Below are 19,799 nucleotides of genomic sequence, written 5' to 3' on the forward strand. Positions count from 1 at the left end.
GATTACGACATGCATAAAGCAATAACCTGAAGCGCGTCGCGTGAGGTCGGTCGAACGCGACGCGCTTCAGTGCTGCCGACCTTGAAGGGAGCTACAGGACTGGCGATCCTGCTGTCCCGGCCGTACCCTGGTTGCTCGAAGGAGCCATGCCCCAATGCAGAAACGCGAGCAGACGGATTCCGGTATGCCGGACGAAGCCATTCCCCAAGCTGCCCAAACCAGCGACGCGGAGCGCCTGGTCGATTTCGTCGCCGACACCGCGATGGCCGTTCTCGACGAGGTGGGGCGGATCAAGAGCTGGAACGTCGGGGCGGAGCGGATCACGGGCTGGGCGCGGATCGAAGTCCTGCAGCTGGGTCACTCGTTTTTGTACCCGAAGGACGATATCGCCTCCGGCAAGCCCGCCGCCGATCTCGATCGGGCGCGTGAAAGCCGGCGGCAGGCCGTGGAGCGGGTCTGCATGCGAAAGGACGGATCTTCGTTCACCGCCGATTTCCAGATCGCGCACATGCCTGCGGCGGAGAGCCGGGCAGGCGGCTTCGCGCTGGTCATCCGCGACATCACCGATCGGATCGCGGCGGAGGCGGCGCACAATGCGCGCGAGGCGCATCTCCGTTCGATCCTGGAGACGGTGCCGGACGCGATGATCGTTATCGACGAAGAAGCCCGGATGCAGTCATTCAGCGCCACGGCCGAGCGGCTGTTCGGCTACAGCGCCGAAGAGGTCGTCGGCGAGAACGTCAAGGTGCTGATGCCCTCGCCATATCGCGAGGAGCACGACAGCTATGTGCACCGCTATCTCAGGACTGGCGAACGCAGGATCATTGGCATCGGACGCGTGGTCGTCGGTCAGCGTAAAGACGGGTCGACCTTTCCGATGGAGCTTGCGGTGGGTGAAATGCGGTCCGGCGGCGTCCGCTACTTCACCGGGTTCATCCGCGACTTGACCGAACGCCAGCAGACCGAAACCCGCCTGCAGGAACTCCAGTCGGAACTCGTCCACATGTCCCGTTTCACGGCGCTGGGCGAGATGGCGTCCACTCTCGCCCACGAGATCAACCAGCCGCTAACCGCGATCGCGAACTACCTGAAGGGCTGCCGCAGGATACTCGGCCGGATGGACGGCGGTGAAGTGCCGATGCTGCGGGACGCGGTCGACCAGGCGGCGGACCAGGCGCTGCGGGCAGGCCAGGTCATCCGGCACCTGCGCGACTTCGTCGCCCGAGGCGAAAGCGAGCGCCACGTCGAGAGCCTGCCCAAGCTGGTGGAGGAAGCCAGCGCGCTGGCGCTGGTCGGCGCCAAGGAACAGGGCATCCGCGTCAGCTTCCGGCTGGACCCGCAGGCTCCGCTGGTCCTGGCCGACCGCATCCAGATACAGCAGGTTCTCCTCAACCTGGTTCGAAACGCGATGGAGGCAATGGGCGAGAGTGGCCGCAGCGAGCTGGTCATCGCAACGAAAGCGGTCGCAAACGGTTTGGTTGAGGTGAGCGTTCAGGACAGCGGCACCGGCATCGATCCGGAGGTGCAAAACCGCCTTTTCCAGCCCTTCATGACGACCAAGAAGCACGGCATGGGAGTGGGCCTGTCGATCTGCAGGACGATTGTCGAATCCCACGGCGGCAAGATCTGGGCCGAGTCCGCCCCAGGGCAGGGAACCACGTTCCGCTTCACGCTCCGGTCCGTGGAACGAGAGGAGCTTTCCGATGCAGGCTGAAGCCGTGGTGCATGTGGTCGATGACGATCTGGCTGTCCGCCAGTCGCTGGCATTCCTGCTCGCCTCGGACGGCCTTGCGGTCAGGCTGCACGAATCCGCCTCGGCCTTCCTGGAAAACGTGGAGAGTTCGGCTTCCGGCTGCATCGTTACCGACGTGCGGATGCCGGGGATCGATGGCATCGAATTCCTGCGTCGGCTGAAGGCTCGTGGCTCGCTTCTCCCCGTGATCGTGATGACGGGCCACGCCGACGTGCCCATGGCAGTCGAGGCAATGAAGGAGGGCGCGATCGATTTCATCGAGAAGCCGTTCGATGACGAGCTGCTCGTCGCGACGATCCGCGCCGCGCTGGGCCGCCGGACGAAGACCGTCCAGGACGGCGCGCACGTCAGGGAGGCGGCGAGCCGGGTAGGATCGCTCACAGCACGCGAACGCCAGGTCCTGGACCTGCTCGTCAACGGCAAGGCGAACAAGATGATCGCGCACGAGCTTGGCATCAGCCCGCGAACGGTCGAAATCTACAGGGCCAACGTCATGTCGAAGATGCAGGCGAAGAGCCTGTCCGAGCTCGTCCGGCTGGCGTTGTTGGCCGACCGCTCCGCTCAGTAGCCACACTGTAGGGCCTACCGCCGATAGCCGCACTTGCTCTCGGCAAGAGCACCCCTGACGGCTATCTGACAGACACTTGGCTGATCCCGGTATCGATCCAGGCACGCGTCTGTTCCAGGATCTCGTCCGAAAGCGCCGGATCGTCGACGGCCCGGGCGAGGATCACTGCCCCCACCATCGCTGCCCAGCATCCGATCGCTGCGCGGCGTCCGTCTGCCGGATCCAACTCCGGCAGCGCCTTGCCGATATGGTCGATCTGCGAGCGAAGGCCTTCGGTCATGGCCGAGCGGGCAGCCGGGGTCTGATGGCGGATGTCGGCAACAAGGCCCGCTGTCGGGCAACCACCGGCGGCATTGTCGCGATGCCGGGGCGAAAGATAGGCATCCACATAGGCGCGAAGGTCGCCCCCTCCGCTTGAGTCCGCGGCGAGGACATGGGCAAGGGTTTGGGCGATCAGGTCGTCCTTCGAGCTGAAATGGCCATAGAAGCCGCCATGGGTGAGCCCAGCGGCTTTCATCACCTCCGCCACGCTGACCGCGTCGAACCCCTTGTCGCGAAACAGCCGGCTGGCAACATCTAGAATTCGGCGGCGGTTCTCCGCCATCTGTTCCCGACTGACTTTCATTTCAAAATTCTCCGCCGGCGCCGTTGACATTTACATGATGGTCATCATATTTAGCGGCAATCATGATGATCGTCATGAATATAGTGTCCATCAGAGAAAAGAGCAACGCCATGACCACCGTTCCGTCAGTCCTCATAACCGGCGCCTCCACCGGCATCGGAGCCGCCTATGCCGAGCGCTTCGCGCGCCGCGGGCACGACCTCGTGCTGGTTGCTCGTGACATGGCACGAATGGAGGCTCTGGCGGCCCGTCTAAGTCAGGAAAATGGCGTGGCGATCGACATCATCCAGGCTGATCTTACGCAGGCTGCCGAGCTTGCAACGGTAGAGACGAGGCTGCGCGACGACGCCCGCATCGGGATCCTCGTCAACAATGCCGGAACGGCCATCGGCGGAAGCTTTATCGAGCAGAGCACCGATGACGTCGCGCGGCTGGTTGCGCTCAACACGACCGCGCTTCTGCGGCTAGCCAGCGCCATCGCCCCGCGTCTTGCGGCGGCCGGCGAAGGGGCGATCGTCAACATCGGCTCCGTGGTCGGCCTGGCGCCGGAGTTCGGCATGACGGTCTACGGCGCAACCAAAGCCTTCGTGCTGTTTCTGTCGCAGGGACTCAGCCTCGAGCTCGCGCCGAAGGGTGTCTACGTCCAGGCCGTGCTTCCCGCCACGACGCGAACGGAGATCTGGGGACATGTTGGGGCCGACGTCAACACGCTTTCCAACGTGATGGAGGTCGACGATCTGGTGAATGCGGCGCTGGTCGGCTTCGACCGCCGCGAGTTGGTGACCATCCCGCCGCTACCCGATGCCGGGCAGTGGGATGCGCTTCAGGCCGCACGCCAGGCCATGCTTCCGAACTATCGGAACGAACATCCCGCCGAGCGGTATCGCACGGTCGCCTGAGCACCAACGAAGCCATTTCGCTAAACGACCCGCCGCGGCGGGGACAACAAGGTGACCTATGACAAGCACAACGCTGTTTGAACCCTATACTCTCGGCTCGCTGACCCTCTCCAATCGTATCGTCATGGCGCCGCTGACGCGCAATCGCGCCGGCCCGGGGTTCGTTCCAGGCGATCTCGCCGCACAGTATTACGGCCAGCGCGCGTCGGCCGGCCTGCTGATTTCCGAGGCCACGCAGATCTCGCAGCAGGGACAGGGTTACCAGGACACCCCCGGCATCTACTCCCAGGCTCAGATCGGCGGCTGGCGCAAGGTCACCGACGCCGTGCACGCCAAGGGCGGGCGGATTTTTCTGCAGCTCTGGCATGTCGGTCGCGTCTCGCACGTCGACCTGCAGGAGAACGGCGCCGCGCCTGTCGCGCCCTCGGCGATCCGGGCCGCGACCAAGACCTTCGTCGGCAACGGCTTTGTCGACGTTTCGGAGCCCCGCGCACTCGAACTGGATGAATTGCCGGGCATCGTGGAGGATTTCCGCAAAGCAGCTGCGAACGCCATCGAGGCCGGCTTCGATGGCGTCGAGATTCACGGCGCCAACGGCTATCTGCTGGACCAGTTCGCCAAGGACGGCGCGAACCTGCGCACGGATGCTTATGGCGGATCGGTCGAGAACCGCGCCCGGCTGATGCTGGAGGTTGCGACTGCGGTGGTCGAGGAGATCGGCGCCGAGCGCACCGCCATCCGGATTTCGCCCGTCTCGCCCGCCAACGGCGTCTCGAGCAGCGCCCCCCAGGCACAGTTCGACTATATCGTCGAACAACTCGACGCTTTGGGCATCGTCTACATCCATGTCGTCGAGGGCGCCACGGGCGGATCGCGCGATGTCGCGCCGTTCGACTTCGGATCGCTCCGTCGGCGCTTCAACAACACCTATATCGCCAATAACGGCTATGACCTCGAACTCGCCGCGTCGCGGCTCGCCGAGGGCAAGGCGGATCTGTTCGCCTTCGGGCGCTCGTTCATCGCCAATCCCGACCTTGTGGAACGGCTGCAGACGCGCGCGCCGCTGGCCACGTTCGATCAGGCGACGCTCTATGGCGGCGGCTCCGCCGGCTATACCGACTATCCCGCGCTCGCCGCTTCAGGCCGGCCATGAGCCAATGGAGCGCCGCGCCGCGCGGCCATCCCACGTCGACACCAGCGCCGCCGCCTTCGCCTGTGGGCAGCACGGTGGCGGCAAGGCCGCCTGCCTGACATAAGCGCAATCCTGGCGGCCAAATAAACCGGGCGTGGATTGTTTCCACGCCCGATCAAATCAGCGTTTTGGGCAGTTCAGGCCTTCGGTATCCCAGCCAGGGGGACGACCAGCGCGTCGTCCTCCCCGTCTGCCTCCTCGAACAGATCGGCCCCGTCAGCATCCGTTTCCCGCGGCCGCGTCGAGACCAGATCCTTTAGAGAGCCACCGGCGCCGGCGATGCCGGCTTCCTTCAGGAGCGCGTCGATCAGAGACTTGTTGCCGGTGAACTTCAGCAGCTGATCGGCCAGATCGCCCGGACCCGAACGCCCGCCTTCGCCGCCCGAGCGACCGCCCGAAAATCCCGCCGTGTCGAACACGCGGATGCTATCGATACGGCTCGCCGGCTCCATCAGCGCCTTTAATGCTTCCGGCAGCATGGTGATCCGCGCCTGCGTCAGTTCAAGCTGGATCAGCCGATCGGAGAGCAGGTTGCGCGCTTCGTTCGTCGCGCGGATGGTCGCGGCCTCGGCCTCGCCTTCCGCGATCACGCCTTCGGCGCGGACCTTCATTGCTTCCGCCGCCGCGCGGGCTTCCACCAGCGCTGCCTCGGCGCGGTCTTCCGCCGCTGCTTTTTCGGCGCTCGCGCCAACTGTCACCGACACAGCCTCAGATTCCGCCGCTTCCTGCGCTTGCAGAACGGCGATCTGCCGGGCGCGGTCGGCAATTTCGCGTTCGCGCGCCGTCTGCACCTTTTCTTCAGCCGCAACCGTCAGCGCCTCGGCCTCGCGGGCCTTGGCTTCAGCCTGGCTGGTTTCCTGGCTCTTCTTGGCGATGGCCACCGCCATATTCTGGCGCGACAATTCAACCTCGCGCTCAGAGTTGATGCGCGCCTCTTCCTTGGCGCGCTGCGCTTCCGCCGCATGCTCGGCGATCTCGCGCTCGCGCGCGATCTGGGCGGCCTGTTCGGCGAGCTTCGCCGCTTCCTCGGCCTTGGCCATCTCGGAGCGGGTGGAGGCCTGCTTGGAGACGACGTCGCGCTCCTGCTCCAGCCGCGCCTCTTCCTCTTGCCGCTTCAACGCGTACTTTTCGCGCGAGGCGTTCAGGTCCTGCTCGGCAATCGCCACTTCGGTCTTCCGCGTCACCTCGTTGCGCTCCTTGCGGCGCTGTTCGGTGATGGTTGTCAGCTTGGCCAAACCGACGGCGTCGAAGGCGTTGGTTTCGTTGAAGAACTCACGCGGCGTCTGGTCGAGGCCCGTCAACGACACCGATTCCAGTTCCAGCCCGTTCGAGCGCAGATCGGTCTCGACTGCATCCTGCACCGCCTTCACGAAGTCTGAGCGATTCTCATGCAGTTGATCGAGCGTGTTGCGCGCGGCCACAGAGCGCAGCGCGTCGACCAGCTTGGCTTCCACCAGATCCTGGATCGCCTTCGGGTCGTTGACACGGTCGCCCAGCGTCTGCGCAGCGAGGCCGATGCCGTCATCCGTGCCGTCGACGCGTACGTAGAACTCGGCACGGATGTCGACGCGCATGCGGTCAGAGGTGATGAAGGCGTCCTCGCGGCGGCGGTCGACCACCAGCTTGACCGTGTTGAGCTTGACCTTCGCCAGCGCATGCAAGATGGGCAGGATCAGCGCGCCACCGTCTTTGACCACTCTGCGGCCGCCGACGCCGGTACGCACAAAGGCCTCGTCACGCTCGGCGCGCTGGTAGAGCCGCCCGAGCACAAAGCCGATCACCGCGATCACGAAGAGAACGATGCCGGCCCAGATCAGAAATTGAACTATATTGTCCATAGCTTGCCCCCAGATTTTAAAGTGTTTGATGTTCGGCTTTGCCAAGAGCGCGCTCTGGCTAGATATGTTCCTCGAACGGCATTACGAGCCAGACACGACCGGGTCCCTCGGCGGCTTTCACCACCACGACCAAGGCGCCTTTCTCGATTTTCATTCCCGCGTCTGCGGGCCGCGCCCGCAGCGTATGCAATTCGCCATGCTCATCGCGCACCCGGATCGAGCCGGGCCGACCGTCGTCCAGCGGCCCGAGCGTGACCGTGCCGCGACGCCCGACCAGACGATCGTGGTTGACGGCGTAGCTCTCGTCCTGCGGCAGGAGAAGAGCGATCCAGCCGCCGGTGATCTTCGTGACCATCACCGCCGCCGGCGTCGCGCCAAAAGCGTAGCTCCACGCCGGCAAGGCCGGGAAGATCTGCCACAGCATGATGCCGACCATGCCGAACGTGACCAGCAGAAGCAGAATCAGGATGGCGAAGGGTACCCGACCGAAATTCAACCAATCGAATACGTCGTCCAGATGTGTGGCGTCGAGGAGATGGTCGACCGCGCCGTCTTCGCCGCCACCATGGTCAAAATGCCCGGCTCCAACAAAGAACAGGACGATCTGCAGGACACCCAGCAACATCCCTGCCAGCAACGGATAGAGATAGAGCGCCGGCGCGTGGAGAATTTCTGCCATCGGCGCTACTTCTTACCCTTGAGTTCGCTGCGCAGAGCCGCCAGCCGGTCGTCAATGCGGCGCTGGCGCCCAAATTCTTCGAGTTCGACAAGATCGTTGTCGCGCGGCTTGCCAGCGGGCAGGTCGGTCAGCCGCGCCACGCTGGAAAGCGCGGCCGCAATGCGATCCTCTGGTGCGGGTTTGCGGAACCCGCCGCCAGCGTTGCCTGCCGTGCCCGGGTTCTGCGCCTCGCGGGCGCGACGCGCTATCTTCACCCGCTCCTCGGAATCGCGGCGGGCCGCACTTGCGGCGCTCAGCGCGCCTCGCGCTTCGTCAATGCGCACATCAACATCCTGGATCAGCTTGTCGATAGAGGCGGCCTGCGCGTCAATGTCATCCTGACGGCCAATACCGGCCCGTGCGAGGTCTTCGCGGCCCTCTTGCAGGGCGACACGGATATTCTGGTCCAGCCCCTCGCGTTCCTCGGTCAGGTCGTCCTTCTGCAGGGTGTAGCGCTTGCGCTCGGCGATAAGCGCTGCGAGGTTGGATTTCAACTCGTCGGCGGCCTTGTCGATCTCGCGGATCGCTTGTTCGGCCACCGCCTCGGGAGCCTTCTTCTCAAGGCCGTCGATCACGGTTGCGACCAGGCCGGCGGCGAGGCGCGAAACGCGCCCGGAAATGGATTCGGTCTGCATGGCTTCGATCTCCCTGTGTTGCATGTCCGCCGACAGCGGAACGGTGAGCAGATAGGCCCCGTTATCCCGTACGAGATGGGAAAGTTGCGCTTTCTCCTGGCTATCGGAGTAGCCGGTGGCCAGGAATCCCGCGATCACACGCCCCTCGACGGTAGAAATCGAAACCTTGTCGACGCCCTTGAAGGACATGAGCTTGTCGTCAAGCGGCAGCCGGTCGGGCGACCAGGCGCCGGAGGCGTATTCGCGAATGCCATTGGTCACCAGTCGCGCCGGCAGGCCCGTCTCGGCGCGGATCGCTTCATAGGCGAGCTTCTGGAGTTCATACGTGTTGGTGCGCTGGGTAGAGGCAGTGCGATCCAGGATGTCGTGCATGACGGCATAAGCCGCGAAAGTCATGTCGATGGCGCGTTCGCCAGCGCGGCTCAGGATCAACTTGTAGTGCGCCGTCTTCATATGAGTTCTCCCTCTCAATCACCTAACAAGTGATTGAGGGGATTTCAAGTGACAATCACCAAAAACGTGATAGGGGGGTTAATACACGTGTGCGTTGTTTGGTAATCGCAGGTGTTGGCCAGTAGACAACGTCTGGCGCTGAGCGCTCCCTGAGGTATTCGGCCCGGTCGGCTGATTCCACCCAAGCAGTTGCACAACGTATAGTTGCAATCGTCAGATTTTCCCCACTGCTTACTCCGCCGCCACCAGCCTTGGCGTCGATGAGACCCGGCCGGCTCGATCGTCCTCGGTAGCTTCCCACCAGTCGCCCAAGGCGTCGATGAGCGGCACAAGCTTGAGACCCGCTGCGGTGAGATCATAGTCGACGCGTAGCGGATAGCCGGCATGCGGCGTTCGACGCACGATCCCGGCTTCCTCCAGCTTGCGCAGTTCCAGCGCCAGAATGCGGTGCGACACGGTCGGGTTGTCACGCCTCAAGTCGCTGAAGCGCTTGGTCCCGTCCTTCAGATAGTAGAGCAGCAAGGTCGGCCAGCGACCGCTGAGCACACGCATGGCCTCTTCGATCGGGCAGCTTGAGACGACATCTTTCATGGCGGATCCTGGTTACAAAATAGTGCGTAATTTACATGGGACGACCAGCGTTTAGGGTCAAGCTTCGCTGCGCAGCGTGATCCCTGAACATGGAAGAGGACAAAGAAATGGAACCTATCCTCCTTTACGGTGTCCCGGCAGGAAGTTCGATGGGGCTCGTCGCTGCTTTTGAACGCTTCGGACAGCCCTACCGCCTGTGCCGCGTCGACATGCTCACTGAAATGAAGAACGACGCCTATGCCCGCATCAACGGCCGTCAGGAAACGCCGGTGATGATCACCGACGACGGCAGAGTGCTCACCGAGACCATGGCGATTGCCGCTTGGCTCGAAGCCCGCGACACGCAACGTCGCATCAGCTTCGACCCGCGCTCGCCGGAAGCCGACCGGATGCATCTGCTGATGGCTTTCGTGAACACCGGTTTCACCGCCGCTTTCACCCCGCTCTGGGCTGCCTATGAAATGGAATCGGCCGAACCGGCCCTGCTGGCGACCTTGCGTGACTTTGGCCGCCAGGCCGTTGCCGAACGCCACGACCGGCTTGAGGCGATGATCGGCGACACCGACTTTCTGGTCGGCGACCGCCTGACGTTGGCCGATACCACGCTGATCGGCGTGGCCCGTTGGGCGGAGTTCCACCAGGCGGTCGACGGCGCCGCCTATCCCAGGCTGGCGGCGCTGCGCCACCGGATCGAAAGCGATCCGGACGTGCGATACGCGCAGGCCATCGAGGACGGCGAAACGCCGGCGGGTTCGGGTGCCTGCCTTGGCCACGTTCCGCTGGCCGAGGTGATTGAACGCTTTGGTGCCTAATGCATGTCGCGCAAAAGTGTGCGGCGGTTTTGCGATAACGACATGCATAAACAAACAACCTAAAGCGCGTCGCAATGAATCCATTCAGCCGCGACGCGCTTTAGCACAAGCTAGCGGCGCGGCACGAACACGGCCTGTGCCGCGCCGCGCATGCTCAATCCCACCCGATTCGCGACAAGCACATCGAATTCGGCTATCATGCCATCGCTCTTGAAGTGGCAGCTACGGGCGGCCATCCTGGCGGTGGCCGCCCCCTGAATACGGGAGAATGGGTATGGCCAGCTTTCATGTCATGTCGGACGCGCGTGGGATGCACGTGCAGCCCAGGGTGCGCCGCATCACCACGGCGGACCTGATCGATGTGCTGCGGCTCGGCGTCGAGGATTTTTGGGCAAAGCCATCGCACTACGTCTTCCTGTGCCTGATCTATCCGGTGGTCGGATTGATCCTGGCGCAGTGGACGACATCCGGCGCCTACGCCATCCAGCTGCTTTACCCGCTGATGTCCGGCTTCGCCCTGCTTGGACCGTTCGCCGCGATCGGCCTCTACGAGATCAGCCGCCGCCGAGAGCTCGGCATGGACACGTCCTGGTGGCACGCACTCGAGGTGCGCCACTCGCCGGCGCTGCCGGCGATCGCGGTCATCGGCATCATGCTGGTGGCACTGTTCCTGCTCTGGCTGTTCACCGCGCAATCGATCTACACCAGCCTGTTCGGCGCTCAGCCGCCGGCCTCGATCGGTGGCTTTGTCCGCGAGGTGCTGGCAACGCCCAAGGGCTGGACGCTGATCCTGCTCGGCAATGCGGCCGGCTTCGTCTTCGCCGCGATCGTGCTGGCGACGACGGTCGTCGCTTTCCCGCTGCTGCTCGACCGCGATGTCGGCGTGGTCTCGGCGATCGAGACCTCGGCACGGGCAGTGATGACAAACCCGCTGCAGATGGCGCTGTGGGGCCTGATGGTCGCCGTGCTGCTGGTCATCGGCTCGATTCCGCTGTTTGCCGGGCTCGCCGTCGTCATGCCCGTGCTTGGCCATGCGACGTGGCATCTCTATCGCAGGCTGGTCGAACCGGAGCGGGCGCAGCCGGACCGGCGGCCGATGTAGGCGGAAGCGGCGTTTGGCGCTGCGTGTCGGTCGCCATCCGGACATCTCCTCACGCGGGGGGAGATCGTTTTCGCTCTACGATGTATCCCCACCCCTAACCCCTCCCCACAAGGGGGAGACTTCCGTTGGCGCCGACCTCGGCAGATTGCCTGCCTTTCGGCGCCAAAGGCGAAGTCAAAGGTGCGCGGCAGCGTTCCCTTCCCCTTGTGGGGAGGGTTAGGGTGGGGGTCCACCTTCGCAAGAATCCCTATGTGGTTGTGCTGCGCGTGAAAGAGGGTCCCTTAAGTCACCAGTCCCATCGCCTTCAGCCGACCCCACCCCCTTCAGCCGACGATGCGCAGGTTTGACAATTCGTTGGCGATTTCCCTAAAATTGTCCGACAGCGTCGCCCCGGTCGCGTTCCAGAACAGCTTGGCCGGCTTGGTCGGATCGGTGGGATCCTTGCGGAAGCGCGAGTCCGAGGAGCAGGCCTTCAGCGCGTCGAGTGCTTTCTTGTCGCCGGCATCGGTGGTCGACAGGTCGAGCGCAACGGTCATGACGAGAACGTTCGAATTCTTCGCGTTGCCGCAAAGGGTCTGCATCTGCTCGTCCAGCGCGGCGGTGTAGTTGGCGCCGGTGTAGGTCGTCTTGCCGATGTCGGTGCTTGTGTTCATGAACAGGCGCGTCACGCTTCCAGACCCCGGATATGTCAGGCCGGTGTAACCGTAAGCGGCGTAGGTCGACCTGTTATTGGCATAGTCGCTGTCGCTGACGGCGCTGTAGGTATTGGCGCCGTCGGTCAGCACGATGACCACCTTGTCGTTGCCTCTTTCAGTGTTCGGCCGGCCCTCGGTGAAAGGTTCGTTGCTCGACACCGTCCGCCAGCCCCAGGCAAGGCCTTCCGGCACGTTGGTGTTGCCGTTCGGCGCCATGGCGTCGATGGCGTTGTCGATCTCCTCTTTCTGGGCAAGCTGGGTCACGTCTTTGAGCGGTGTGATCGGGTTGGTCGTGCAGGACGAATTCGGGCCGTCGCCCGAGGCAGCCGACTTCGAGCCGTACGGCTTGACCAGGAAATATTTGCGCATGTCCGACTGCCGCTGCGAAGCGGTTGGGTTGTCGGTGTAATAGGGCCAGTCGGCCCACCAGTTGTTGCCGTAACCGTAGGACAGAGAGGTCACGTCGTTAGCGCCGTCGCGGTTGAAATCGAGCCAGAGGGTGCCGGCCTCGTCGGGCGCAAACATCGGCACGAACAGCGTGGCAGGCGCGGCGGTGCTCGGCGTCGTGTCGTCGTTGTTATAGGGGTACGGCCTCGCCTCCACGCAACCCTGCCAGCTCGCATAGCGGCTGGTGGTGTAGATGTATTCCGGGGTGGTCCAGTGGCCGGTCCGGCAAGTGCCGTTTCTCCTGTATTGATCGCAGATGTACTGCCTGCTGTTGGGCACTTCTTCGCGACCGGATTCGACCGTCATGTCGGCGAAGAGGCTGAAGCGGGTCAGTGGCTGATCCTCGGTATCGCCCCAGCCGGTGCCGCGTTTGTACCAGACGCCGTTCAGCTTTTCGGCGTATTTGTTCGGATCGTCGGCGGCGGTCAACTTCGTCCAGTCGAAATCCTCATGCTGGATCGGGGAGATGCCATCCTGGTCCATCCAGCTGTCCAGGTCATGAGTGGGACCGACATTGACCGAAGCAGCGAACGGCACGAGGGAGAACTGCACCGGTTTGCTGACCTGCTTCATCTGCTGTGCCTGCAGCGCCAGCGTATCGACAAGCTGCTTGGCGGCAGTTTTCAGCAGGTCTATTCGCCTCGCGCCGGTGCCGGAACCGAGTTCGTTCATAGAGCCGGAATTGTCGAGCACAAGAGCGACTTCCAGCGTGTTCTTGAGGCGGATTTCCGAGCACTCCGTGAAAGTTGTAGCGCCGCTGGTGGTCCCGCCGCCCAGCATGGCGGCGGCCGGCAGAAAATAGGGGTGATAGGTCAGGGCGCTGCAGAGCTTCAACGTGCCGCCACCCGCACTGCTGTTGGGCAGGGTGACGGTAAGCGACGTGTTGGCCGGATCGACGGGGCCGAGATTGGTTTCGAAGAAAGTCTTGGCGTAGGCCCTTGCGGCGTCGTCGGTTGCGCCGGAGACGACCTGCTGAGCGGTGGCGAGACCGGCGGCGTCCAAAGCGTTCAACGTGGCGTGCTTCTGGCGCAGCAGTTCCGAGTAATCGACGCTGAGCGCCACTCCGCCCATCAGCGGCACCATCGTGATGACCGTCATCAGCGTATAGTTGCCACGCCGGTCCCTACCGAATTTTCGGATCATTGTCTTCAGCCCCTCGCCAAAACCCCTAGTCGGCGAAAGATGCCATCAATCCTTAAATTTCAGATTGCTGAAAAACATCCAAGATCGGCTTGCTTTTTCAAGACTCGTTAACCACGCGGCCGATGCCGGCATTGCTGCGCGTGGCTGGACCGGCCGCCGAAGCCTTCAGAATGGGGTAAGCCTCGGCAAGAGCGGCTTGCGCGCTTGCCTTCGTCAGTGCCAAGGCGATCCTGAACCCTGGGCAATCCTGAAACCAGGGCAATCCAGAAAAATGTGAAAGCTGGTGACAGGGTCAAGTGCTTCGGTTAATGCGAACCTGCCGCGGCGGACGTCGGCGGCGACGCTCGCAACCATCATGATTTGGGAAACGATATGGCGGACTCGCCCGATATCATCGGCTCGCTCGCGGATTTGTCGGGAGCCTATTGTGCCATCCTGTGTGACGTCTGGGGTGTGGTCCACAATGGCGAACGGCATTTTCCGGCCGCGGCTCTGGCGCTGGCCACGGCGCGCGAGGCGAAGATACCTGTCGTGCTGATCACCAATTCGCCGCGGCGCAGCGCCGATGTGGTGGCGCAGATGAATGCGATCGGCGTTCCCTCTGCGGCCTATGACCGCGTCGTCACCTCCGGCGACGTGACCCGCGACCTGATCATGGAAGGCCCGCGAAAAATCTTCCACATTGGCGCCGATCGCGATTTCACGCTCTATGACGGGCTTGATGTCGAGTTGGTCGAGGAGTTCGAGGCGTCCGGCGTGGTCTGCACCGGGCTGTTCGACGACGAGGTCGAGAAGCCGGAGGACTACGCCGATATTCTGCGGCGGCTGCGCGCCAGGAACCTGCCCTTCATCTGCGCCAATCCCGATATCGTGGTCGAGCGTGGCGAGCGGATGATCTGGTGCGCCGGGGCGCTGGCCCGCGACTATGCCCAGCTCGGCGGGCGCACGCTGATTGCTGGAAAACCTTATGCCCCGGTCTATGACGTGGCGATGAAGGAGATCGCCGACCTGCTCGGCCGCCCGGTCGAGCGCTCGGACGTGCTGGCCATCGGCGACGGCATGATGACCGACATCAAGGGTGCTGCCGACAATGGCTTCGACGTGCTCTACGTGTCGGGCGGCATCCATGCCCGCGACTACGGCGATCCGCTACGACCGGATCCGGCCAGGCTGATCGCCTTTCTGGAAAGGCACGGCTACCGGCCGGTCGCGGTCATTCCGAGACTGCAGTAGGCTCGCTCGATGACGGAAGCCTCGAAATGACGCAAGCCCCGAAATGACTGAAGCCTTCGAACGCGTTTCTGCAATCTCGCCGCTGCCGGCCCATTTGCGGGGTGGCGTGGTAGCGATCGGCAATTTCGACGGTGTGCACCGCGGCCACCAGGCCGTGCTCGAACGCGCGCTGGCCGAGGCCCGCCGGCGCGGCGCGCCGGCGCTGGTGCTGACCTTCGAGCCGCATCCGAGAAAGGTGTTCCGCCCCGAGATACCGCTGTTCGTGCTGACACCGCCGCCGATGAAGGCACGGCTGCTGTCGCATCTGGGCTTTGCCGCACTCGTCGAGCAGCCGTTCACGCGCGCCTTCGCCGCACTGTCAGCGGAAGCCTTCGTGACCGATGTGCTCGACAGCAATCTCGGCATCATCCACGCCGTGACCGGCTTCGACTTCCACTTCGGCAAGGACAGGCAAGGCGGACCGGCCTATCTGATGGCGGCCGGCGAACGCCACGGCTTCGGCGTCACCCTGGTTGACGCCTTTCGCGACGAAGGCGCCGAGGTGGTGTCTTCGAGCCGAATCCGCGCGCTGCTGTGCGAAGGCGCGGTGGTCGAGGCCGCGGGCCTGCTCGGCTACCGCTTCACGGTCGAGAGCGAGGTGATCGGCGGCCAGCGGCTTGGCCGGACGCTCGGCTTTCCAACCGCCAATATGAGGCTTTCGCCGGAAGCCACTCTGAAGGAAGGGATTTACGCCGTCCGCTTCCGCCGCGCCGACGGCACGCTTCATGATGGTGTTGCCAGCTTCGGCCGCCGCCCGACCGTCGATGACAACGGCACGCCGCTTCTCGAAACGTTCGTCTTCGACTTCTCCGGCGATCTCTACGGCGAGATATGCGCGGTGTCCTTCTTCGGTTTCCTGCGCGCCGAGGTGAAGTTCGACGGGCTCGACGCGCTGGTCGCGCAGATGAAACGCGACGAGGCCGAGGCGAGGGCGCTGCTTGCCGGCGTCAGCCCGCTGTCCGAGCTCGACGCGGCCGTTGCTTTCTAAAGCATGGTCCCGAAAAGTGGGAACCGGTTTTCGGACAAGATCATGCTAAGACAAAGCATGATCCCGAAAAGTGGGAACCGGTTTTCGAACAAGATCATGCTAAGACAAAGCATGATCCCGAAAAGTGGGAACCGGTTTTCGGAACAGATCATGCCAAACCAAGGACTTATTTTTTCAGCGCCAGGCCGACCGCAATGAAGGCCCAGCCCTGGAAGATCAGGTCGACGGCGAGAAACAGCCCCAGCACCCATACGCTGTTGACTGGCCAGCCCATGGCGATGATCAGGCCTGCCAGTGCGCTGATGATGCCGGCCGCAACCAGCCAGCCCCAGCCTTTTTCCGGTCTGTGCTTGTACCCGACCCAAGCCCTGAGCACGCCTGAAGCGAGAAGGGCGACCGCCAGCAGGAAGGTCAGCACCGCCGAGGCCAGCAGCGGATTGTAGAAGGCAAAGAACCCGGCGATGGCATAGAGAAGACCGCTGAGCAGCCAATAGAAGAACCGGGTCCATGTCTTCACACCGAAGGCATGCATGATCTCGATGATTCCGGCCATCAGCATCAGCCAGCCGACGACGTAGATCGAGGCGACGGTGGCGATGAACAGATTGCCGAAGGCGACGCCGCCGAGGATCAGCAGCAGAACGCCGAGCCCGACGAACCATCCCCATTTCGCCCGCGTCTGACCGATTGCATCTTTCAAGGCATCGCCGTGCAGTGTCATCGCCCTTCTCCCTCAGGTTACCTTTGCCGGCTTGGAAGGTAACGCTGACAGGCTTGCCGGTAAAGCGAGCAGGATGCGAGCGCCACACCCCGAGCGATCGCTTGCCAGACGTGGCTAGACCCGAAGCGGCCAAATATCAGACGTAATATTCGACCATGTGCGGCGGCAGTGCTAAAGCATGACGAGCGGGTTCTGGACGACTGTCGTCCACTTGTCTTCGCCATGGCGCAAACGAAAGCGGTGGCCCAGCGCTGGCTGTGACGCTTTATTGGATGACGTGAGGCTGCTGCTGTCGCCCGTTTTTATGCTTGATGAGGCTAGGGAAGCAGATGAGCGACGTGGACGAAAGCCTCGATCTGACGGAGATCAACGCCGTCCGCAGTTTGCTGACGTCAAAGCCACGACCGGTGGGCTGGGACGAACGCCGGGCACGGCTCGACGAGGTTGGTTCGGTCTGGCCGATTGCGGACGACGTCAGATGTGAGAATGCGGTTTTCGACGGCCTCGAGGGAGAGTGGTCGCTAGCGCCTGAGAGTGACAGGGATAAGGTTCTGCTCTTTTTCCATGGTGGTGGCTACTGCTCCGGCTCTCTCAAAAGCCATCGTCGAATGGTGACCGAGGCAGGTCGAGCAATGGGAATGCGCACCCTCGCGATCGACTATCGACGCGCACCGGAACATCCTTTCCCTGCGCAACATGAAGACGCACTCACCGCATGGCGCTTTCTGAGCCGGCAAGGGATCGCGCCGGACCGCATCGTGGTTGGCGGAGACAGTGCGGGCGGCAACCTCACCCTGTGCTTGGTCAATATATTGTGCGCGGCAGGGGAGCGGTTGCCGCGATGTCTTTGGCTGGTCTCGCCCTGGACGGACCTTTCGATGGCCGGCGCGACACTATCAACTAAGGACGCAATCGACCCTATCATCCACCGGGCGTATTTGGAGGAACTGGCCACCGCCTATGTTCCCCATGGCGTTGGTCGGCGCGATCCCCTGATCTCGCCGTTGTTCGCCGATCTGAGCGGATTTCCCCCAATGCTGATACAGGTCGGTTCGGCCGAGACGCTGTTGTCGGACGCAACTCGGCTCGCGCAAGCCGCTGGCGCGGCTGACGTCAAAGTACGTCTCGAAATTTGGCCGCATATGATTCACGCCTGGCCGGTTTGGAATGCAGGATTGAGTGCCGGTCGCCGCACTCTTCACAGCGCGGGAAGCTTTGTCCGCGGATTTTTGTAACTCTTGGGTGAGCAGCCAGGGTCACACGGCTATTGCCAAAATCCAAAAAGCAGCCGAGACATTCCAGAGTGGGAAGCCAGTTGGCAGCTGCTAGCGCATTTTCAGAAACGCCGCCGATGTTTCGGACATTAAGCCAAATTTTACTGAACTGGCGCCATGGCTTGCGAAGGCTGGTTGTATCGCCAACCTGTTCGACTTATGGAGTAATGATGCGTTTTGTCCGAGCGAATCCGGTGGTTCTGGCCGCCTTCATACTTGGGGCCACCGGTGCCGCCGAAGCCGCCGATGGCGCCTTGGGCTGGCTGTCCGGCGACTGGTATCTGACAGTCGGCGCCACCGGCCTGGTCGCCCCCGATTTCGAAGGCAGCAAGAACTATATACTCAGCGCCCAGCCGATCATCTCGCTCGGCAAGGCCGGTCCTGCGGCCCGCTTCACCTCGCGCAACGACAACATCTCGCTGGGGCTGATCGACGAAGGCGGCTTCCGCGCCGGCCTGGCCGGAAAAATCCTGTTTTCGCGCGATGGCGACGACGCCGACGAACTGAGAGGCCTCGACCCGGTGCGCTGGGGCGGCGAGGCCGGCGGCTTCTTCGAATTCTATCCTTTGGACTGGTTGCGCGCCCGCGCCGAATTGCGGCACGGCATTCGCGCCCATAACGGCTTCGTCGCCGACATCGCCGCCGACGCATTCCACGATGTGACGCCGGAGGTCAGGATTTCGGGCGGGCCGCGCGTTTCGTTCGCCTCGTCGGATTATTTCGACGCCTATTACGGCGTCGACGCTGGGGAAGCCGTGGCGTCGGGCCTCAGCCGGTACCGACCGGACGGTGGCGTGAAGTCGGCGGGCCTCGGCGGCGCGGTGACCTGGAAAGTGACGGAGCCGATGACGGCCAGCCTGTTCGCCGAATATTCGCGGCTGATGGGCCCGGCGGCCGATTCCAGCCTGGTCGAGGAGCGCGGCTCAAGGGATCAATTCACGATCGGCGTGTCGACGACCTATCGCTTCGATTTCTCGATGTGAGCCTATCCCAGTAGTCGCGTATCGACCGGATGCGTCGTGGCGCTAACGATACGGATGCCGTCGCGGGCCAGCAAATCCGGATTAAGAAGATAGTTCCTTGTGAACGGGACAATTGCACAAGGGACTTCCATGACCGCCTGGGTGGCAGCAGCGACAAAGTTCGTCCCGAGCCGTTGTGTCATGGACAGATCGTCCTTCCAGTCATCGGGCAAACCGGGAGACATGATGGCAATGTCGTCTGGCATTTCGATCTCTAGAAGCTGATAGGTCTGGGGCATGTCTTCCGCCTCGACATGCACAAGTATCTCGAGAAGTGCCGTGGCCGGGTGATCGGCGCAGTAGACAATTGGTGTCCCCATGACATGCCAACGGCCGCCGCTGACCAAACCGCCGACACCCAGCAGGTCGGCGTAGCCGGAAATGCGCCAGATCCGCATATGTCAGGCAAAGATGCCATGGTCGATGCGATGGAGCTCTTCTTCCACCAGCGCTGCACCCGTTTCTGACTGCAAGAGGTTGATAGGTGTCTCGTCAAGCACCCTGCTGTGCTTGCGCAGCCAACGCTGCGCCTTTTCGTGATTGCCGAAAACCCGATCCGCTATCGCCGAAATCCGTTCAAGCCGCATGACGCGGTCGGACTCGGCGATCGTCAGTGTCTCGTTTCGCTCCTTGCGACGCGCTAATGTCCGTCGCGGGCCGACGATCTTGTAGATTTCGTCATTGCTGAAGCCGCGTTGGCGAAGTCCTTCGACCCTGGTGACATGAACGAGAAACCGTTCCGTTGCCGTGTCCTGGATACCTTTGATGTGCAAGCTGGACATATTTTAACTCCGCTGCCATTTGCCCAAAGACATAGGCGCAACTGGCACATGAAGCAAGGAGGCGTTCGCGAGTTCGGGCTTTTCAATGGGGCCGGCCTCGTCTAAAAGCCCGGTCATGACGCAGTTTCCTCGCGCGCTCGCGATTGCGATACGAATTACAAGCCCGGTGTTCCGGGCGGCCTGAGCGCCGCCGGAGCCGCCGGGAATTTTGCGCGCGGCCTCTCGCGCTTTTTCCAGACCATGATAGTTCAACGCCCGGGCTCTTTGCC

At 63.0% G+C, this 19,799-nt stretch carries 20 protein-coding genes; 10 read left to right on the plus strand and 10 right to left on the minus strand.

All coding sequences use genetic code 11. The features are described 5' to 3' along the window. The first annotated feature begins 154 nt into the window (after positions 1 to 154). Positions 155 to 1,714, plus strand: coding sequence for a PAS domain-containing sensor histidine kinase (locus AC0L2R_RS28880; protein WP_473512924.1), 1,560 nt, complete (start codon positions 155 to 157; stop codon positions 1,712 to 1,714). Next, positions 1,704 to 2,321: a response regulator FixJ gene (gene fixJ, locus AC0L2R_RS28885; protein ID WP_473512925.1), complete on the plus strand. Its 618-nt coding sequence runs from the start codon at positions 1,704 to 1,706 to the stop codon at positions 2,319 to 2,321. Before AC0L2R_RS28880 ends, fixJ begins: the two co-directional genes overlap by 11 nt. 61 nt (positions 2,322 to 2,382) lie before the next feature. On the opposite strand, the gene AC0L2R_RS28890 is transcribed toward fixJ, so the two are convergent. Then, the gene (locus AC0L2R_RS28890; protein ID WP_473512926.1) at positions 2,383 to 2,946 is read right to left on the minus strand and encodes a TetR/AcrR family transcriptional regulator; all 564 of its coding nucleotides are present in this window, start codon (positions 2,944 to 2,946) and stop codon (positions 2,383 to 2,385) included. A gap of 110 nt (positions 2,947 to 3,056) precedes the next feature. Here AC0L2R_RS28890 and AC0L2R_RS28895 point away from each other — a divergent pair, with 110 nt between their 5' ends. Together AC0L2R_RS28895 and AC0L2R_RS28900 are read left to right on the plus strand one after the other, a co-directional pair. Next, positions 3,057 to 3,845: an SDR family NAD(P)-dependent oxidoreductase gene (locus tag AC0L2R_RS28895; RefSeq protein ID WP_473512928.1), complete on the plus strand. Its 789-nt coding sequence runs from the start codon at positions 3,057 to 3,059 to the stop codon at positions 3,843 to 3,845. A 58-nt stretch (positions 3,846 to 3,903) separates the two neighbouring features. Continuing rightward, on the plus strand, positions 3,904 to 4,998 hold the full coding sequence (locus AC0L2R_RS28900; protein WP_473512929.1) for an alkene reductase: 1,095 nt from the start codon (positions 3,904 to 3,906) through the stop codon (positions 4,996 to 4,998). A 176-nt stretch (positions 4,999 to 5,174) separates the two neighbouring features. Here the strand turns inward: AC0L2R_RS28900 and AC0L2R_RS28905 are convergent, their stop codons facing one another. From AC0L2R_RS28905 to AC0L2R_RS28920, 4 genes are all read right to left on the minus strand, one after another. Further along, positions 5,175 to 6,875: a flotillin family protein gene (locus AC0L2R_RS28905; RefSeq protein WP_473512930.1), complete on the minus strand. Its 1,701-nt coding sequence runs from the start codon at positions 6,873 to 6,875 to the stop codon at positions 5,175 to 5,177. A gap of 58 nt (positions 6,876 to 6,933) precedes the next feature. Next, the gene (locus tag AC0L2R_RS28910) at positions 6,934 to 7,554 is read right to left on the minus strand and encodes an OB-fold-containig protein (protein WP_473512931.1); all 621 of its coding nucleotides are present in this window, start codon (positions 7,552 to 7,554) and stop codon (positions 6,934 to 6,936) included. A 5-nt stretch (positions 7,555 to 7,559) separates the two neighbouring features. Further along, a complete protein-coding gene (locus AC0L2R_RS28915) occupies positions 7,560 to 8,681 on the minus strand; it encodes a PspA/IM30 family protein (protein WP_473512933.1) in 1,122 nt (373 codons plus the stop codon). 231 nt (positions 8,682 to 8,912) lie between these two features. Beyond that, positions 8,913 to 9,272: a winged helix-turn-helix transcriptional regulator gene (locus AC0L2R_RS28920; RefSeq protein ID WP_473512934.1), complete on the minus strand. Its 360-nt coding sequence runs from the start codon at positions 9,270 to 9,272 to the stop codon at positions 8,913 to 8,915. A gap of 107 nt (positions 9,273 to 9,379) precedes the next feature. On the opposite strand from AC0L2R_RS28920, the gene AC0L2R_RS28925 reads away from it, so the two are divergent. Together AC0L2R_RS28925 and AC0L2R_RS28930 are read left to right on the plus strand one after the other, a co-directional pair. Beyond that, the gene (locus AC0L2R_RS28925) at positions 9,380 to 10,084 is read left to right on the plus strand and encodes a glutathione S-transferase family protein (RefSeq protein ID WP_473512935.1); all 705 of its coding nucleotides are present in this window, start codon (positions 9,380 to 9,382) and stop codon (positions 10,082 to 10,084) included. Between the two features lie 274 nt (positions 10,085 to 10,358). Beyond that, positions 10,359 to 11,186 carry a DUF2189 domain-containing protein gene (locus tag AC0L2R_RS28930; RefSeq protein ID WP_236371396.1) on the plus strand — a complete coding sequence of 276 codons (828 nt, stop codon included), beginning with the start codon at positions 10,359 to 10,361 and terminating at the stop codon, positions 11,184 to 11,186. Positions 11,187 to 11,509: 323 nt separating this feature from the next. Here the strand turns inward: AC0L2R_RS28930 and AC0L2R_RS28935 are convergent, their stop codons facing one another. Further along, entirely contained in the window at positions 11,510 to 13,471 is a 1,962-nt protein-coding gene (locus tag AC0L2R_RS28935) for a TadE/TadG family type IV pilus assembly protein (RefSeq protein ID WP_473512936.1), read from the minus strand. A gap of 372 nt (positions 13,472 to 13,843) precedes the next feature. Here AC0L2R_RS28935 and AC0L2R_RS28940 point away from each other — a divergent pair, with 372 nt between their 5' ends. Both AC0L2R_RS28940 and AC0L2R_RS28945 read left to right on the plus strand, forming a co-directional pair. Further along, a complete protein-coding gene (locus AC0L2R_RS28940) occupies positions 13,844 to 14,704 on the plus strand; it encodes a TIGR01459 family HAD-type hydrolase (protein ID WP_473512937.1) in 861 nt (286 codons plus the stop codon). A gap of 43 nt (positions 14,705 to 14,747) precedes the next feature. Continuing rightward, positions 14,748 to 15,731 carry a bifunctional riboflavin kinase/FAD synthetase gene (locus AC0L2R_RS28945; RefSeq protein WP_473512939.1) on the plus strand — a complete coding sequence of 328 codons (984 nt, stop codon included), beginning with the start codon at positions 14,748 to 14,750 and terminating at the stop codon, positions 15,729 to 15,731. A 166-nt stretch (positions 15,732 to 15,897) separates the two neighbouring features. Here the strand turns inward: AC0L2R_RS28945 and AC0L2R_RS28950 are convergent, their stop codons facing one another. Further along, positions 15,898 to 16,452: an HdeD family acid-resistance protein gene (locus AC0L2R_RS28950; protein WP_473512940.1), complete on the minus strand. Its 555-nt coding sequence runs from the start codon at positions 16,450 to 16,452 to the stop codon at positions 15,898 to 15,900. Between the two features lie 329 nt (positions 16,453 to 16,781). Here AC0L2R_RS28950 and AC0L2R_RS28955 point away from each other — a divergent pair, with 329 nt between their 5' ends. Together AC0L2R_RS28955 and AC0L2R_RS28960 are read left to right on the plus strand one after the other, a co-directional pair. Continuing rightward, positions 16,782 to 17,687 carry an alpha/beta hydrolase gene (locus tag AC0L2R_RS28955; protein ID WP_473512942.1) on the plus strand — a complete coding sequence of 302 codons (906 nt, stop codon included), beginning with the start codon at positions 16,782 to 16,784 and terminating at the stop codon, positions 17,685 to 17,687. A 209-nt stretch (positions 17,688 to 17,896) separates the two neighbouring features. Further along, entirely contained in the window at positions 17,897 to 18,709 is an 813-nt protein-coding gene (locus AC0L2R_RS28960) for a MipA/OmpV family protein (protein WP_473512944.1), read from the plus strand. A 2-nt stretch (positions 18,710 to 18,711) separates the two neighbouring features. Here the strand turns inward: AC0L2R_RS28960 and AC0L2R_RS28965 are convergent, their stop codons facing one another. From AC0L2R_RS28965 to AC0L2R_RS28975, 3 genes are read right to left on the minus strand one after another with little or no spacing between them, the layout of a single operon-like run. Next, a complete protein-coding gene (locus AC0L2R_RS28965) occupies positions 18,712 to 19,146 on the minus strand; it encodes an RES family NAD+ phosphorylase (RefSeq protein ID WP_473512945.1) in 435 nt (144 codons plus the stop codon). 3 nt (positions 19,147 to 19,149) lie between these two features. Then, positions 19,150 to 19,530 (minus strand): type II RES/Xre toxin-antitoxin system antitoxin, encoded by a 381-nt coding sequence (gene parS / locus AC0L2R_RS28970; RefSeq protein WP_473495025.1) that lies wholly within the window; start codon positions 19,528 to 19,530, stop codon positions 19,150 to 19,152. A gap of 3 nt (positions 19,531 to 19,533) precedes the next feature. Continuing rightward, the gene (locus AC0L2R_RS28975) at positions 19,534 to 19,782 is read right to left on the minus strand and encodes a hypothetical protein (RefSeq protein ID WP_473512947.1); all 249 of its coding nucleotides are present in this window, start codon (positions 19,780 to 19,782) and stop codon (positions 19,534 to 19,536) included. Positions 19,783 to 19,799 lie beyond the last annotated feature (17 nt).

This window comes from Mesorhizobium sp. WSM4820, from assembly GCF_055811075.1.

Excerpts from the sequence above, each read along its gene's own strand:
- AC0L2R_RS28880 (WP_473512924.1), top strand. The coding sequence starts at position 155 with ATGCAGAAACGCGAGCAGACGGATTCCGGTATGCCGGACGAAGCCATT.
- fixJ (WP_473512925.1), top strand. The coding sequence starts at position 1,704 with ATGCAGGCTGAAGCCGTGGTGCATGTGGTCGATGACGATCTGGCTGTC.
- AC0L2R_RS28890 (WP_473512926.1), bottom strand. The coding sequence starts at position 2,946 with ATGAAAGTCAGTCGGGAACAGATGGCGGAGAACCGCCGCCGAATTCTA.
- AC0L2R_RS28895 (WP_473512928.1), top strand. The coding sequence starts at position 3,057 with ATGACCACCGTTCCGTCAGTCCTCATAACCGGCGCCTCCACCGGCATC.
- AC0L2R_RS28900 (WP_473512929.1), top strand. The coding sequence starts at position 3,904 with ATGACAAGCACAACGCTGTTTGAACCCTATACTCTCGGCTCGCTGACC.
- AC0L2R_RS28905 (WP_473512930.1), bottom strand. The coding sequence starts at position 6,875 with ATGGACAATATAGTTCAATTTCTGATCTGGGCCGGCATCGTTCTCTTC.
- AC0L2R_RS28910 (WP_473512931.1), bottom strand. The coding sequence starts at position 7,554 with ATGGCAGAAATTCTCCACGCGCCGGCGCTCTATCTCTATCCGTTGCTG.
- AC0L2R_RS28915 (WP_473512933.1), bottom strand. The coding sequence starts at position 8,681 with ATGAAGACGGCGCACTACAAGTTGATCCTGAGCCGCGCTGGCGAACGC.
- AC0L2R_RS28920 (WP_473512934.1), bottom strand. The coding sequence starts at position 9,272 with ATGAAAGATGTCGTCTCAAGCTGCCCGATCGAAGAGGCCATGCGTGTG.
- AC0L2R_RS28925 (WP_473512935.1), top strand. The coding sequence starts at position 9,380 with ATGGAACCTATCCTCCTTTACGGTGTCCCGGCAGGAAGTTCGATGGGG.
- AC0L2R_RS28930 (WP_236371396.1), top strand. The coding sequence starts at position 10,359 with ATGGCCAGCTTTCATGTCATGTCGGACGCGCGTGGGATGCACGTGCAG.
- AC0L2R_RS28935 (WP_473512936.1), bottom strand. The coding sequence starts at position 13,471 with ATGATCCGAAAATTCGGTAGGGACCGGCGTGGCAACTATACGCTGATG.
- AC0L2R_RS28940 (WP_473512937.1), top strand. The coding sequence starts at position 13,844 with ATGGCGGACTCGCCCGATATCATCGGCTCGCTCGCGGATTTGTCGGGA.
- AC0L2R_RS28945 (WP_473512939.1), top strand. The coding sequence starts at position 14,748 with ATGACTGAAGCCTTCGAACGCGTTTCTGCAATCTCGCCGCTGCCGGCC.
- AC0L2R_RS28950 (WP_473512940.1), bottom strand. The coding sequence starts at position 16,452 with ATGACACTGCACGGCGATGCCTTGAAAGATGCAATCGGTCAGACGCGG.
- AC0L2R_RS28955 (WP_473512942.1), top strand. The coding sequence starts at position 16,782 with ATGAGCGACGTGGACGAAAGCCTCGATCTGACGGAGATCAACGCCGTC.
- AC0L2R_RS28960 (WP_473512944.1), top strand. The coding sequence starts at position 17,897 with ATGCGTTTTGTCCGAGCGAATCCGGTGGTTCTGGCCGCCTTCATACTT.
- AC0L2R_RS28965 (WP_473512945.1), bottom strand. The coding sequence starts at position 19,146 with ATGCGGATCTGGCGCATTTCCGGCTACGCCGACCTGCTGGGTGTCGGC.
- parS (WP_473495025.1), bottom strand. The coding sequence starts at position 19,530 with ATGTCCAGCTTGCACATCAAAGGTATCCAGGACACGGCAACGGAACGG.